Genomic DNA, 14,243 nt, shown 5'->3' with positions numbered 1-14,243 from the left:
TATGAGACCAATAGACAATCAAACATCATAAATATTCACACAGTCATAATATATAGTCGAAAAATCATCGATTACCCGATCCCAAGAAAACTTATTCTTAATAGTGTTAAAACCATTATAAGTAAATTTTATTGCAATCTCCGAATCAGATAACAATTCAATAATTTTAGTAGATAATTCACCAGGAGATTTTTCAGGAACTAAAAAACCATTATAACCATCTATTATAATATCCTTTATTCCTCCAATATCGCTGCCAATTACAGGAGTTCCGCATGCCATAGCTTCCAATAATACTACACCCAACCCTTCTACAATACCACCAATATTTTGTGAAGGCAAAACGAAAATATCTGATGATGCATAAAGTGATGGTAAAAGAGAATGCTCTACAGAACCAACAAAAACCACATTTTCATTTAAATTCAAATTCTCCACTAATGTCTCTAGTTTATTTCTTTCGGGACCATCACCAACTATGAATAATTTTACATCTGGAAATTTAATTACCACTTCTTTCATTGCAAGTATCAAAACATCTACACCTTTTGACTCCACCAATCTCCCAACACTTAGGATTTTAGAATCCTTTTGATGCATTTCTTGTAAAATTCGTCCCTGTTGTAAAAAATTAATATCTACTCCAATAGGCACGATTGATACTTTTTCCCCAGCACTTGGATCGATAGATAAAATCAGTTCTTTTGTATAATTACTATTCGTAGTAATCCAATTAGAATTCTTGATAATAAATACACATATTCGCCTAAGAATCTTGGATTTTTTTATTGTATTTATATCACTTCCATGAACCGTTGTAACATGTGGAATCCCAAATAACTTGTGACAAATAGCTCCAATTAATCCTTGCGGCAATAACCAATGTGTATTTATGAGATCAATTTTTTCTTTTTTGACGTGAATCAAAGCACTTACGAATTCACTGAGAACAAACAAAGGAACCTGAATTTTTGCCAATATATTCTTTTTTATATTGTATGGGATTCCATCCCCATACGCAAGTTTCTGTGAAGAAAAAGGGAAAAAATAGGGAAATCTTAAAACATTTACACCATCAAACGATTCTGTAAATTTGGAACCATAACAATGAGGAGACAAGACAACTACATTAAATCCTTTATTTGTCAATCGTTTACAAATCTCATGAACAAACCAACCATAGGAGCTAGTAGAATTTATAGGATAGTTACTAGCAATTACCATTATGTTTTTCATAGGAAAACACCAAAAATGAATAAAATCGTTTATTCAGTTATTTATATCTACTATTAATCAATTCATCAAAACCAATTTGGATAAATTTTAAACTGGGTAATGGATCACATAATGAGAAAACGTCATCTTTAGCAGAGAATGGGAAAAATTCCTTTACCAATTTGAAGTCCTTATTTTTTTGGAAACTTTTTATAACTGCAAAAGAATCTATAAACATATTTCTTGTCTTGACACCTACCTTATAATCTAATACAGGTTTAACGTCCCCTTCCAATGCCATGGTGTAAAGAAGATAAGGGAAGTCAACTCCAGATTGTACCGCCTGATTTATTGACCCCCAAAATCTGGGATTGATTTCCATCAAAACTGGCTCATTATTTTTCCGATCCAGTTTGAATTCTACCATGGCGACACCATGCCAGCTGAAGTAATCCAGAAGTTTAGTGGCTATTTTTTCCATTTTAGGGTGCTTTACACTGATTCTATAGGTGCTGGGACCTCCACTAATAGGATATTCTCTTAAACGCTTATGAGTAAATTTGGCCCTCAATGAACCTTGGTTATACAAAAGTGAAACACCATATCCATCACCTTCAATGTACTCCTGAATAAGGGGGTATTCAGAAGGGGAAAGATTGAATTTTAAAATTGTTTCTTCATATTTTTTGAATAATTCTTCCTTTGAATAGACATATGAAAGACCAATACTACTAAAACTATTTCTCAATTTGATGACCAGAGGAAAACCAATCCCATTTGCAATGAAATCTAGTTCATTCAAATTTCCTGGGTAAAATGTCTTCGGAACCCTGACACCGAGATTATCTGCAACTTTCATCAAATACCCTTTATCATTAACATTCATTATCGTAGAATAATCATGAAGTGGGATTTTTGTATAGGGCTCAAACTTGGATTTGTACTTTGCAATAAGATAGGTATCTTCGGAATGAACTGGAATTAAAACATCATATTTGTTTTTAGAAATAGTTTGGATCAAAGAAGTAACGAATTCTGAAGGAAACTTTTGAGGAGAGGGATAACTTACAAAGTTATTTGAATATATTGAATAAGAACTTAAAGAAGAATTACTTTTATCCCCGGTAGTAACTTCAACTCCTTTTCTTCCCAAGCTCCGAGCTACTACCAGTGCTTTTAAACTATTAGAAGAAGTGATAAACGCACTCATGAATACTCCAAACCCATTAAACGTGATATGAAATGTCAAAAGATATGCATTTTCTTTAAGAAATGACTTAAAAATATACACGAATCCCTTACGAAAATATTATTCATTTTACGGAAGAACGTCAAGTTATTGCTCAAAATCCTTTTTCTCAACTCCTCTTCCTCAAAGAATGGAGATTTAGTGCAATTCATAAAATTACCTAACTCAAACGAAAAGTGAGCGTCACTGCCTCCGACTACAGGCAGACTCAAATTTTTCGCAAGAAATTGAGCTTTGCAATTCAATTCATCGGAAGTTCTCCCATTTACTTCTTCAATAACATTTACATTTTTTAGCATCTCAGTAGTTGGAAATCTCTTTCTTCGATATGGATGAGGTAATATTACAATACCATCTTGTGCCTTAATTTCATCAGCAACATCTAGAAATGATCGAGATCTAATCTCTTCATTCAAGAACAATCCGATCAAATCTCCAAAATCAGTCTTGATTTCCGCTCCAATAATTACCATCACTGAATCTTGGCTAATTGACTTTGCTTTTAAACCTCCAAGAATGGTATCATGATCGGTAATTGCAACTGCATCAATGCCTTTTGCTTTCGAAATTTTAATGATCTCATGGGGTTTCAGGAGAGAATCTTTAGAATAGATAGAATGGACATGGAGATCAAAGTAGAAATCTTCTCTCATTTCCTGACCGCCATTAACCCCTTTTTCACAAAGTTGACTGCGAAGTCCATGCCGAAATATAATCCCCAGTCGAACATTGAGCAGGACCATCTTTCGGGGTGGCTAAGGATGTAGATGTTATTTAATTTTTTGCTCTCAACCAAGTCGATTAGTTCAGGTGTGGTATCGACGGAGAAATTTTCTGTTTTTCCGGGGATGAAGTCCCTCAGGCTGTTCTTTGAGCCCCAGCTCCTGCCGGTGTCGGAGAAGTAGTTGAGTTCTTTGCCTGCGGAGAGGTAGGCTTCGCCGAGGAGGCCGAACTTCCGGAAATCGTGGACTTTCCAGAGGTCGCGGTTGTCGAATTTAGAGAGGGGGCGACCGTGCATGCAGATCGTATTGACGTCGCAGATCTTGCGGAACTTTTTGAGGTTCTTTTCAAATATGGCTATGGCTTTGTCGTAGTCGCCGTTGGTCTCGCTCAGGACTTCGTAGTGGTAGCCTACTTCGTGGCCGAGGTTGGAGACTTCTTTTATGATTTCGGGGACAAAAACGTTCTTTGTTGTCCTGAAATAGTAGGTGGCTTTTATTCCGAGTTCTGATTCTATTCGAGCGGTTTCCAGGGCGTTTTCAGGCAGACGGTCCACATCATGGCGGATTAGCGCAAACTTTTCAGGAAGCTCTTTGGAACTCAGGTATTCGGACATTGTTATTGTGTCGTAGTTGCTAACTAACGCATTTGATAGTTCCCAGAATTCATGGATTGTGAAGTCAAGGGTATCGAAACTTAACATGGGGGGTCACCTGGGGGAATGGGTTTTTTAATTAAATTTTAATAAATAAGTTTAGCATGTTTTGCAACATAGCAATACTTTTCAGCCTCATCTGTTCAAGGACCTCTTTTTAAAATCAAACAGCCCTTCCATCTGTGCTCTTGTTCACCTGCATGCCAAGTATGGGGTAGCATGAGTATTTCAGATGCCATACAGCAACCTCTTCAACATGACTTTTCGATATCTAATTGCATCATTCAAAGTAGGACTGGGATAATAAGTTGCTAAATTTGGATTGTTTTTGATTAGCCTAGATTCATAATTTCCGGACCGGATAACCTCTATTGCTTCAAGCATAGCATCAGGCACAACAGAAAATACTTTTTTCAACAAAGAGTCAAATGTATCAAATCTTTTAATCGGGATCTTTTTCTGGACAACTATGTCGCCGTTGTCGATCTTCTCATCTATGAAATGGATGCTGACACCGGTTTCGTTTTCCATATTGAGGTATGCCCAGAAGGGAGCAAGCCTGCCCCGATATTTAGGGAGAAGTGCTGCATGCCTGTTTAAGCAGCCTACAGAGGGAATGGAAAGGAAATCCTTTTTCAATATTGCCTGGGCCTGGTTGATAACGAGGTCCGGCTCCAGGTCTTTCAAATATGCAAGGAATTCTTCCGAATTGATATCTGCAACATATTTAACAGGGATATTGTATTCCTTAGCAACCTGTGAAACGGATAATGGATTTTTACTTTTCAAAAATCCTATTTTGTTGAACAGATTGAAAGAAACAAGCAGGAAAAATCTCCTGAACAACTCCACAAGTCCGCTAATTAAAGCAATTGTAAGCAGATATTTGATTTTATCAGATAGGCTTTTGCCGCTGACAAGGGAACCGGATACAATGCCAACACCTATAATTTCCGAGGGGATAGACTGGATAACTTTTTTTAGGAATGGATTAATGAATAGGGGTTCTTCCGTAATAGTGATATAAATTCTCATATTTTCACCGCAGATTTATATTTAAACAATCCAGTCTAAGAGATCAACCTCTTTTCCAAACAAAAATTTCAAACAGCCCTTACATCTGTGCTATTGTTAACCTGCATGTCGAAGAACATCGCAAAAAACAGCAACTGGATACCCATCAGCGAAATGAACACGTCCAGCAGGGGATAATTCGCTGAAACCGGACCGTGGAACACAACTTTCTGCAGGACGATCCATACTCCGAAGAGGAAGCCCAGGGGGACAAGCACCATGCTTGCAATGTAAAACAGCACGAGGGGATGAAAGTCAAGGACCATGTACTTCATCTTGAGCCGCCATAAGAAACCCCTGAAGATCATGGGAGCGACTTTGCGGATGTACTTGCCGTACCTTATTTTGGACTTCTCGGTGCCGTAACGGGCAGGCATTGTGACGTCGACTACGCGCATCCCGAAAGCGTTCATTTTTATGAGCATGTCGTTGCAATAGCCATAGTAAGTGTAAATTGAGTCAAGGTCGAGGGTTTCTAAGGCATGGCCTGAGATTACGGTGTAGCCGTTCTGGGGGTCGGCGATGTGCCAGTAGCCGCTACCTATTTTTGTGATAAGGGAGAGGAGGCCGTTTCCGAAGGCACGCCAGGCTGGCATCCCGGTGCGCATTTCCCGGGAGAGGAGGCGGTTGCCTTTGGTGTAGTCGGCTTTGCCCTCGATAATGGGCATGATGAGTTTGGGGAGCTGGGTGGGGTCCATCTGATTGTCCCCGGCCATGACTGCGACCAGGTCCATCCTGTCGGCAAGGGCACGTTTGTATCCGTTTATGATGGCTGCACCTACGCCTTTGTTGACCTCGTGGTGGATGGGAACTACGCGGGGGTCGGTCGTGCTGTTAATGATCTCAGCTGTGCGGTCCGTGCTGCAGTCATTTATGACGTAGATCTTGTCCACGTAGGCAGGGATGCCGTCAATTGTCTCCTGGATAAGGTTCTCTTCGTTGTATGCAGGGACCACGACTCCTATTTTGTAGGCCCTGAAAAGGGATGATTCGTGCTCTTCCTGAATGTCAATATGCAAGATTCTCAGGTTGGCTTCCTCAGCTGAAGTCATGATAGAGTGAATGGAAGACAGATAAACATGAGAAAAGTTGATTTTCGAGAGACACTCCCTTGAAAAGGCCATGAAACCCACTGGCTTGCTCTCGGATTCCTTGTTGTTGATGAGGAAGACATTCTCGGAACCTTTTCTTTGCTTGCTAAAACAGGTACCTACAGCAAGATCAAAATCCCCATCTCTAAGCGGAGCAATCATTCTTGGGATCAGACCGGGATCATGGCAGACGCCGGTTTCCATTGTTACGATGAAATCCGAATCATCTGCAGCTTCAATTCCTTTTTTTAAGGAAATCTCCTTTCCTCTGGTTACGGGGTTACGTACAACTCTGGCACCTGCCATTTCAGCAACTTCTACAGTGTGGTCAGAACTGGCATCGTCAACCACAATAACTCTATCAGAAAACTTTCTCGCTCGCAGAACCACACTGCCGATTGAAACCTCTTCATTATAAGCAGGAAGGATTACGGTTATGTTCTGGGGAGCAATCTCCCTTACGCGAGAGGGGTCCTCGAGTGCGGTGCACAGGGAACCGGCATCCAGAAGCAATTCGGTATTCATTTTTGATACGACCCCTTTGAAAGATTGAGATAGTAATAGGAATTTTATACTCTGATTAGTCCAGCATCATATGTAAATTTTACTAAGAGTATATAAAACCATACAGAAATTTTTGAGGTTGTTTTTTTACGAGGTAATAACTGGAAACGATTATATAAATATATTGATAGCACGACTTAATAAAATAAAAAGGTAAATATAAAAATATTCGGCAAGCGGCTAAGTTTATGCTTGAAAAATTATATGATTGAGCCAATCCCCGGGAATCCGGGCTGTGTTTAAACACATTCTGAATATAATACTATATAAAAATATTGATCCGGAAGTTGAAAAAGAGTTGCAGGAAAACTCAAACCTTCATCCAGGCGGTGGCCGGGGTCCGGGACACGGCATGGAATATTTTTTATTAGGGCACCGGGATTCGGACTGGCCCTGCTTTAAGGCAGCAACTTGCCGCAGTTAGGAAGGAGGAATGTAAGGGGGGTGCAGGACAATAAAAGGGAAGAGAGCAGACGGTAGAAAGAAGGTAGAAAGAAGGTAGTGAGAGAGAAGGAGAAATTGGGGAAAAAGAACGATAAAAAAGTAGATGAAGATAGTGAGACGGAGAAAGAAGGAAGTGAGAAAGATCACGATAAAAAAATAGAGAAGATGGAGGGAGAGAAAACGTAAAACTTTCATACCAGAAAGAAAAACATCAAGGAAAAAGGAGAGATAAAAAATTTGAGAATTGAGATAGTAGGGGAGGAGGACTGAAGGAGCGGTGAAACAGAGGACATAAGGGGGCAAAAAGGCCTGGAAACGGGGTTTTAAGAGGGAAAACTTACGTCCGGATACTTCCGCAATAAATAAGGGTGCATGCAAAAATTAAAGCAAAAGAATAAAAAGGATGAAAAAGTACTAACCCTTCCTGAAAGAGACATACAAAATATAAAATTTTTGATTAAGAGCCGGATGACCTGAATGACCGGAAAAAAAGTTTCTTCTGACCTCTCACTTGTAACGGGCCTTGTGCTCCTCACGGACATCTTCGTGCTCATGCCGGGGCTCAACGAGACCTTCCTGCGGACCGTGCTCGGGCTGCCCATGGTGCTCTTCTTGCCGGGGTATGCCCTGATTGCGGCCCTCTTTCCCGCAAAAAAAGACCTGGACGGGATAGAACGGGTTGCGCTCTCCTTCGGGCTTAGCATAGCGGTCGTGCCCCTGATCGGGCTTGGGCTCAACTACACGCCCTGGGGGATAAGGCCACTCCCCATCCTCATCAGCCTCTCGGCATTCACTCTCCTGATGTGCGGGCTTGCGTACTACAGGAGACAGCAGCTGCCTGCAGCCGGGGCTTTTGAGGTGCCTTTCAGGGAAGGGGCCCTGGCCCTGAGAGCCGAGCTCCTGGAAAAGCCGGAATCAAAGCTCGACAGGGCGCTTACAATCATCCTCATCTTCTCCATCCTGCTCTCGGTCGTAACCCTAGTCTACGTGATCGTGACCCCGAAAGAGGGAGAGCATTTCACGGAGTTCTACATCCTGGGGCCCCAGGGAAAAGCGGACAACTACCCAACGCACTACATGCCCGGGGAAAGCGGGACTGTTATCATAGGGGTCGTAAACCACGAGTACAGGACGGTTAACTACAGCCTGGAGGTCAGGCTTGAGAACAGGTCCCTGCCCCTTCCGGAAAAGCTGCGCCACGTAAGCCTGGCCCACAACGTGACCTGGGAAAAGCCCCTCACCATTACCCCCCCATTTGAGGGAAAGGACATGAAACTCGAATTCCTGCTTTACAACGACACGGAAAAAACCGTACCCTACAGGGACCTGCACCTCTGGATAGACGTAAACTCAACAGGGACTGCAGAGGCAGTAAGGACAGTAGAAGCCGTAAGGGCAGCAGGAGAAGCAAAAGCCGCGGAGGCTGCAGGAGCATGAAAGAGGATTTTCCGCCCCTCAGGGCGCTCAGGGAGCTAAGGAAGCCCGGAAAAGCAGGAAATCCCGGAAACCCCGGAAAAAACCCTGACCTCCCTGAAAAAAAGGAAGCGCGAGAAGGGGGCTGGAAAAAAGACACACCCGAGTTCAGGAGGCTTGCCCTTCTTACCGGCATTCCCGTCCTCAGCATCGCCCTGGCCGAGCTCCTGATCTACTCCGGAAAAATGGGAGCTGCGGTCTGGCTGCACATCGCGACCCTGATAGCCCTATCTCTCTCTTCCATGTCCATAAAAACCCGGGGCGTCAACCAGATCTACCAGGCCCTTATGCTGCTCCCCATCCTCCGCCTGGTCAACCTTTCGATGCCGGTCTTTTTTGAGACAACACTCTATACCTTCATCTTCATCTACGGCCCCCTGGCAGTTCCGGCAGCGATTGTGGCAATGAGCCAGCAGCCCACCCTCAAACAGATGGGGGTCACTTCCGAAAAATTAGGACTCTACCTGCTCCTCTCAGTCCCCCTGGGCTTCCTGCTCGGGCTTGGGGAATATGCGACCATCCGGACAGGCTACCTGATCCCGGACCTCTCTCTGGAAAACGTCCTCAAACTCACCTTCATAATGATCTTTTTCGTGGGCCTGATCGAGGAGGTCATCTTCAGGTCGATCCTCCAGACGCGGCTCGAGGAGGTGCTGGGAATGCGGGAAGGAATGATTATCGCAAGCCTCCTTTTCGGGCTCATGCACTCCGGATACGGCACTTTCTACGAAATCCTCTATACCGGCTTTGTAGGGCTTTTCATGGGCTTTGCCTTCCAGAAAACCAGGAGCCTCCCGTTTGTTGTCACCCTTCACGGCTTCGTAAACGTCTTCCTCTTCGGGATCATACCCCACCTGAGTATGGCAGCTGGCCACCTCTAATTTATTCTGCCCGGAACGTCTCTTTCAATCCCAGAATTCTCCTTTCCACTATCTTTCTTCCTATTCTCTCCTCCTTGCTCCTCAATCCACCATCTTCTTCCCCTATCTCCTATTCTTCCTTCATATTCGTCTCTCCTTGCTCCACAATCCACCATCTCCTTCCCCTATTCTTCACTCCGTATCCTTCGATCTATCTCTTTCCTCTATTCCCCTCTGTCCTCTATCCTATTAATTTCCTGTATTCACCTCCATGCCCATCTATCAATCATCTCCCCTCCTCCATTCTCTCCGTATCCCCCTGAAAAAGCGGCAGGATAGAAAAAGGATCGGTGAACGCATAAAGAGAGTGGAGAAGAAGAAAAGATAAAAAGAAAAGATCTGGTTTGGAAAGCAGAAGAAATGAAGAAAAGATAAAGAGTTAAAAAAAGAGAAGAGTTAAAAAAGAGAAAAAGTCAAAAGAAGAGAAGAGCTAAAAAAGAGAAAAAGTTAAAAAATAACTAAATGGTTGTCGGGATCAGGAATCAGAGGATCGCGACAATCTTAAATAAGACAATCGCTGCAAAACAAACAAGCAGAGGCATGATTGCCAGGTTAAAAGAATTATTCAGGGATTTGTTCCATTTGTCGGATGCGGACAGGACCTCTTTTAAAGAGAGTAGAGCTATGAGCCCCACTACTACTGCAGCCCCGTACTGGGGGAGGCCCGGGCTTGTAACCATTGAAATGGCGCTTGAGGAAATAGCGCTTGATGAGATCGCACTTGAAATTATACTTAAGAGTATAAAGGATACCTCCTGCAAATGACTACGAAGAAATAAATTTAATATGTGAGGTACTACATCTCCATCCTATAAAAGAGTTCTGCCACATGATATACGATTAATATATAGAATAAATTAATAAAGTAAGCAGTAAATTTAGAAATTACCTTAAAAAAAGATATTAATAAGCATCTTCTTAAATTAGCAAGGAAATTTTAAATATGTATAATTGGAGTATTCATTATATCAGTAAAAGATAAAATTTTTAATAAAACTTTATTTTTTCATATGTAGTAGGTAGTCAAATACCATAAAAACCTCTATAAAGAGCCTTTAACATTATAAATTATTGATTGAATATATGGTACAAAATTTTTACATTTATACGTATAAAAATCAGACCCGGACCTGAAAAGAGTAATTACATGAAAAAAGATGCGAATTCCCATAGAAGACTGAAAAAAGCTGCTGGTTTGATAGCTACCGTATCATTCCTGGCCTTTTTTTTACTTGCTATTTTTCCTGCGGGTGCATCAGTCAATGATTGGGAAACCTCCCCCCAGAAACCGATTGTAGGTGACACCCTCAGGATAAAGGGAAGTGCGTTCCCGGAAGAGGAAATAGATGTGACTGTAACTTTTGAAAAAATAGTCCCGGTATCCGGGGGAAAGTACGAGTACATCTTAGAAGACGTAAATATCCCGGGAGGTTTTGATAACAGCTTTACTGTCCGGGCTACCAGCGCAGAAAACCTGAACGTAAGGGTGAAAATGGTAGTCTGGATAACGAAAAGCTCAGGGGCCTCGGGGAGCACCGCAACAGTCTCCCAGTCCGGGGTCCCGCCAGGAACCTACAAGATAAAGATTGACGGGAACGCGAAAAGCGGAGCCTCAACTGTCGAACTGAAAATTACAGCCCGCCAGCAGATAAAAGCTGACTCTGAAGGGGACTTTATCTACTCCTATAACACAAAAGCCGTCCCTCCGGGAGACTTTGAAATAAAAGTGGGCGACAGCACAAAAACAATTACCCTCAACCCCGAATCTGTGCAGGTCATACCTCCCGCCCCCCCGGAACCCCAGATCACACCTGTCCCGGAACCGGAACCTGAGATGGAACCTCCCGAAGCCCTGAAAGAAACCCGGGAGAGGGAAACAGTCCACGAAGAAAACGAGGAGGACGAAAACTCGAAAACGAAGGTTACAGGAGATGAAACCCCAATACCCGAAACTTCCCTGAAAAAAGAATTCCTGCTGGATAACACCTATGTGCTGGGAGGAATCGGGGCATCGGTTCTTGCTCTGATTATAAATTCAAGAAGAAATGGGAAAAAGAGAATCCCTTGAATATCCCCCGGGGGACAGGAATTCCGGGAACCGGCAACCCGGAAAAGTAACAGGAATAACTGGAGGCATACAATTTGAGAAAGGGTATGTTGATATTGTTAGCATTAATCTTCTTCATTATAACCTCTTCAACAGCAATGGCAAAGAATTCAGGACCCATTGCCAACCTGACATTTAACGACACGGATGTTTACTTCCTGGACCATACCGATGACCCGGAGGAAGGAAACTGGATAAGCCTGGGAAGCCCTGCGGATGTAAGGAGGATTCAACTCCCCGACCCTATAAAGTTCACATATGACGGCCCGAAGTCCAGAGAATACGGCGGAGTTTCCGCAACCCTGAATAAAGACGAAGATGAAGAGTATACGATAAGCTATCCCTATACCACCCATCCCGTATATTTGCCTGATGAAAACGTGACCATGAGCTTCCTCGGGGAGTCGGGGCTGACAGGGGATGTGGACATCTACCTCTTCAAAATTACCTGCGATTCTGCATACGGGCTTATTGATGCCCTCATGGCAGGCGAGAACATCGGCAATTTAAGTGCCCTTTTCCACGACAACATGGACGGGAACTATGAAATGTTCTCGGCTGACCTGGACGGAAACGGAGACCTTTTAGACTATGACTTCGGCCCCCTGGAAGCCGGGCAGTACTGCATAGTGCTGCTCCAGAAAAACGGGGACAATAGCCTTACAGCCCTTTCAGCAACTGCTTTTGTGGTTGTGGAATACGAACTGGATGTCACAGCCCCGGAAAACATCGTGAAAGGCAATGACCTTGGCATAGTCCTGGAGATGCCGGGAGCATCCGGAAATGACAACTGCACCTATGGAGCAGTGCTGATAAGGGACAGTGCCTATAAAGCCAACATTGAAATCGATTCCGACGGCACAAAGTCCGGAACTTCCGTCATAGTAAACGAAATTGACATTATTGAAGAATTTGACATAAATTCTTCCAACTACAGGTCAAAGCTGACCAAAAACGAACTCCAGACAGATATCCAGACAATGATAGGAGAGGGAAAAGGCACCATATCTATAGGGGAAGCCGGCCAGAATTCACTTTCACTTACTACCTTTGACCTTCCACCAGGGGACTACTTCCTGCTTGCCGGCGTATACCAGCCAGGGAGGGGACTTATTGCCCTTGACCAGAAAGAACTGGAGATCTTAAATAAAGGAAATAAGGGCAAAGGAAGCGGCAGCTCAGGGTCAGGAGGAGGAGGAAGCGGGTCCCCCGAACCTGCAAGTAACGTTAAGGCAAAAGAACTGGCCCAGCAGTTTGTTTCAAACGGGCACCGTGTGAGGTTTGAGTTTACAAGGGAAGGCTCCTCAGTCGGTTATGTGGAATTTGACGCCAGAAAGACTGCCGGAAAGATCACAGCTATCATTGAAGAACTGAAGGGAAAATCTTCCCTGACTCCCACCAAACCTGAAGGAGAAATCTACAGCTACCTGAACATCTGGGTTGGAAACGAAGGGTTCCCCACTCCGGAAAACATTGAAAATCCCATTGTGGGCTTCAGAGTGAGCAGGGCCTGGATAACTGAAAACAAAATTGGTGAGGACTCAATAGTTCTTCAGCATTTCAGCGAGAATCAGTGGAATCCACTACCGACTGTAAAAGTCAGTGAAGACGAGGAATACATTTACTTCGAAGCCGAAACCCCGGGATTCTCCCCATTTGCAATCACATCAAGAAAGAAAACAATAGTGATTGAGGCAAAAAGTGGAGAAAAAGAAATAATGTCCATAGAAACGAATCAGGAACCAGGAGCAAGCCAGGAGCCTGAAACCACCGGAGGAAAGCTAACAACAGTCATTTCAAAATTCATAAGCTTCTTTGTAGGGGTCATGATAGTAATCATGATGACATTGACCCTGAAGAAGAAAAAAGAGCCATAAACCAGAAAGAGTCATGAACCTGAAAAAATAAAAAAACAGAAGGCTTCATGTCTTCTGTTTAAATCCCATTTTTAAAAAAGGCTTGCCGGTTTGTCCATGTTGTTCAGGCTTCCGGATAAGAAGAAATTGATAAACCAAAAAGCATCCGGATCTCTTTTATTTAGGAGTAATAAACCTGCCAGCAGCCCAGGACCAATCGGCCGATATAAACGGACGTAAGACTAACTGAATTCCGGTTGTAAGGACCATAATGTAGGATTTCGGGCCGCGTTATTTTCTGGTGGGGGGCCATATATTAAAAACCGCAAGTATTAGGAGAGCTATTAAATTTATCCGAAATTTTATTGAGTTGCCCCGGACTTATAAATGTTTTTCATCAGGACCCCATCAGGACATGGAGCGGGCTTCCTTTGAAAAAAAGATGAAACTGAGAAAGCGGCCCGGGGGCAGAAGATACGGGTAAAACCGAAAAATGAACCAGAGGTACCAAAAGGAGTAAAAGGAGTAAAAGGAATTAAATTGAGTTCCGGGATCCGGAATCAGAGGATCGCGGAAATCTTAAATAAGACAATCGCTGCAAAACAAACAAGCAAAGGAAGGATTGCCAGGTTAAAAGAATTATTCAGGGATTTGTTCCATTTTTCAGACGCTGACAGGACCTCTTTTAAAGAGAGGAGAGCTATGAGCCCCACTACTACTGCAGCCCCGTACTGGGGGAGGCCCGGGCTTGTAACCATTGAAATGGCGCTTGAGGAAATAGCACTTGATGAGATCGCACTTGAAATTATACTTAAGAGTATAAAGGATACCTCCTGCAAATAAATGATAAATTGATAATGTCCACCTTACTTTAT

The 14,243-nt window shown here is 43.1% G+C and carries 14 protein-coding genes; 7 read left to right on the top strand and 7 right to left on the bottom strand.

Annotated elements, in window-relative coordinates:
- Window positions 1-18: 18 nt before the first annotated feature.
- The 6 genes from FTO70_RS05350 to FTO70_RS05325 all read right to left on the bottom strand — a co-directional run bounded on the left by FTO70_RS05350 (window position 19) and on the right by FTO70_RS05325 (window position 6,529).
- Window positions 19-1,236: a glycosyltransferase family 4 protein gene (locus FTO70_RS05350; RefSeq protein WP_255334673.1), complete on the bottom strand. Its 1,218-nt coding sequence runs from the start codon at window positions 1,234-1,236 to the stop codon at window positions 19-21.
- 37 nt (window positions 1,237-1,273) lie between these two features.
- Window positions 1,274-2,368: an ATP-grasp domain-containing protein gene (locus FTO70_RS05345; protein WP_255334672.1), complete on the bottom strand. Its 1,095-nt coding sequence runs from the start codon at window positions 2,366-2,368 to the stop codon at window positions 1,274-1,276.
- Window positions 2,369-2,460: 92 nt separating this feature from the next.
- Complete coding sequence (locus FTO70_RS05340; protein ID WP_255334671.1) at window positions 2,461-3,117, bottom strand: PHP domain-containing protein; 657 nt, start codon at window positions 3,115-3,117, stop codon at window positions 2,461-2,463.
- A complete protein-coding gene (locus FTO70_RS05335) occupies window positions 3,114-3,887 on the bottom strand; it encodes a hypothetical protein (RefSeq protein ID WP_255334670.1) in 774 nt (257 codons plus the stop codon). The genes FTO70_RS05340 and FTO70_RS05335 overlap by 4 nt, the downstream gene beginning before the upstream one ends.
- Before the next feature lie 180 nt (window positions 3,888-4,067).
- The gene (locus FTO70_RS05330) at window positions 4,068-4,874 is read right to left on the bottom strand and encodes a methionyl-tRNA formyltransferase (RefSeq protein WP_255334669.1); all 807 of its coding nucleotides are present in this window, start codon (window positions 4,872-4,874) and stop codon (window positions 4,068-4,070) included.
- A gap of 68 nt (window positions 4,875-4,942) precedes the next feature.
- Entirely contained in the window at window positions 4,943-6,529 is a 1,587-nt protein-coding gene (locus FTO70_RS05325; RefSeq protein WP_255334668.1) for a glycosyltransferase family 2 protein, read from the bottom strand.
- Between the two features lie 540 nt (window positions 6,530-7,069).
- On the opposite strand from FTO70_RS05325, the gene FTO70_RS05320 reads away from it, so the two are divergent.
- The 3 genes from FTO70_RS05320 to FTO70_RS05310 all read left to right on the top strand — a co-directional run bounded on the left by FTO70_RS05320 (window position 7,070) and on the right by FTO70_RS05310 (window position 9,366).
- A complete protein-coding gene (locus FTO70_RS05320) occupies window positions 7,070-7,198 on the top strand; it encodes a hypothetical protein (RefSeq protein ID WP_255334667.1) in 129 nt (42 codons plus the stop codon).
- 291 nt (window positions 7,199-7,489) lie between these two features.
- The gene (locus FTO70_RS05315; protein ID WP_255334666.1) at window positions 7,490-8,449 is read left to right on the top strand and encodes a DUF1616 domain-containing protein; all 960 of its coding nucleotides are present in this window, start codon (window positions 7,490-7,492) and stop codon (window positions 8,447-8,449) included.
- Window positions 8,446-9,366, top strand: a complete 921-nt coding sequence (locus FTO70_RS05310; RefSeq protein ID WP_255334665.1) for a CPBP family intramembrane glutamic endopeptidase — start codon at window positions 8,446-8,448, stop codon at window positions 9,364-9,366. Before FTO70_RS05315 ends, FTO70_RS05310 begins: the two co-directional genes overlap by 4 nt.
- Here FTO70_RS05310 and FTO70_RS05305 read toward each other — a convergent pair.
- A complete protein-coding gene (locus FTO70_RS05305; protein WP_255334664.1) occupies window positions 9,363-9,521 on the bottom strand; it encodes a hypothetical protein in 159 nt (52 codons plus the stop codon). The genes FTO70_RS05310 and FTO70_RS05305 overlap by 4 nt on opposite strands.
- A 346-nt stretch (window positions 9,522-9,867) precedes the next feature.
- On the opposite strand from FTO70_RS05305, the gene FTO70_RS05300 reads away from it, so the two are divergent.
- From FTO70_RS05300 to FTO70_RS05285, 4 genes are all read left to right on the top strand, one after another.
- Window positions 9,868-10,170 carry a hypothetical protein gene (locus FTO70_RS05300; protein ID WP_255334663.1) on the top strand — a complete coding sequence of 101 codons (303 nt, stop codon included), beginning with the start codon at window positions 9,868-9,870 and terminating at the stop codon, window positions 10,168-10,170.
- A gap of 382 nt (window positions 10,171-10,552) precedes the next feature.
- Entirely contained in the window at window positions 10,553-11,473 is a 921-nt protein-coding gene (locus tag FTO70_RS05295; protein WP_255334662.1) for a hypothetical protein, read from the top strand.
- Between the two features lie 137 nt (window positions 11,474-11,610).
- Complete coding sequence (locus tag FTO70_RS05290) at window positions 11,611-13,389, top strand: TIGR04279 domain-containing protein (RefSeq protein WP_255334661.1); 1,779 nt, start codon at window positions 11,611-11,613, stop codon at window positions 13,387-13,389.
- Between the two features lie 519 nt (window positions 13,390-13,908).
- Window positions 13,909-14,211 carry a hypothetical protein gene (locus tag FTO70_RS05285; RefSeq protein WP_255334660.1) on the top strand — a complete coding sequence of 101 codons (303 nt, stop codon included), beginning with the start codon at window positions 13,909-13,911 and terminating at the stop codon, window positions 14,209-14,211.
- Window positions 14,212-14,243 lie beyond the last annotated feature (32 nt).

The sequence above is a fragment of the Methanosarcina sp. KYL-1 genome, from assembly GCF_024372725.1.
Lineage (GTDB): Archaea > Halobacteriota > Methanosarcinia > Methanosarcinales > Methanosarcinaceae > Methanosarcina.
This window is presented reverse-complemented; position numbering and strand designations above follow the sequence as displayed.

Coding starts and splice junctions, on each gene's coding strand:
- FTO70_RS05350 (WP_255334673.1), bottom strand. CDS start 1,236: ATGAAAAACATAATGGTAATTGCTAGTAACTATCCTATAAATTCTACT.
- FTO70_RS05340 (WP_255334671.1), bottom strand. CDS start 3,117: ATGAGAGAAGATTTCTACTTTGATCTCCATGTCCATTCTATCTATTCT.
- FTO70_RS05335 (WP_255334670.1), bottom strand. CDS start 3,887: ATGTTAAGTTTCGATACCCTTGACTTCACAATCCATGAATTCTGGGAA.
- FTO70_RS05330 (WP_255334669.1), bottom strand. CDS start 4,874: ATGAGAATTTATATCACTATTACGGAAGAACCCCTATTCATTAATCCA.
- FTO70_RS05325 (WP_255334668.1), bottom strand. CDS start 6,529: ATGAATACCGAATTGCTTCTGGATGCCGGTTCCCTGTGCACCGCACTC.
- FTO70_RS05315 (WP_255334666.1), top strand. CDS start 7,490: ATGACCGGAAAAAAAGTTTCTTCTGACCTCTCACTTGTAACGGGCCTT.
- FTO70_RS05310 (WP_255334665.1), top strand. CDS start 8,446: ATGAAAGAGGATTTTCCGCCCCTCAGGGCGCTCAGGGAGCTAAGGAAG.
- FTO70_RS05305 (WP_255334664.1), bottom strand. CDS start 9,521: ATGGTGGATTGTGGAGCAAGGAGAGACGAATATGAAGGAAGAATAGGA.
- FTO70_RS05300 (WP_255334663.1), top strand. CDS start 9,868: ATGGTTGTCGGGATCAGGAATCAGAGGATCGCGACAATCTTAAATAAG.
- FTO70_RS05295 (WP_255334662.1), top strand. CDS start 10,553: ATGAAAAAAGATGCGAATTCCCATAGAAGACTGAAAAAAGCTGCTGGT.
- FTO70_RS05290 (WP_255334661.1), top strand. CDS start 11,611: ATGGCAAAGAATTCAGGACCCATTGCCAACCTGACATTTAACGACACG.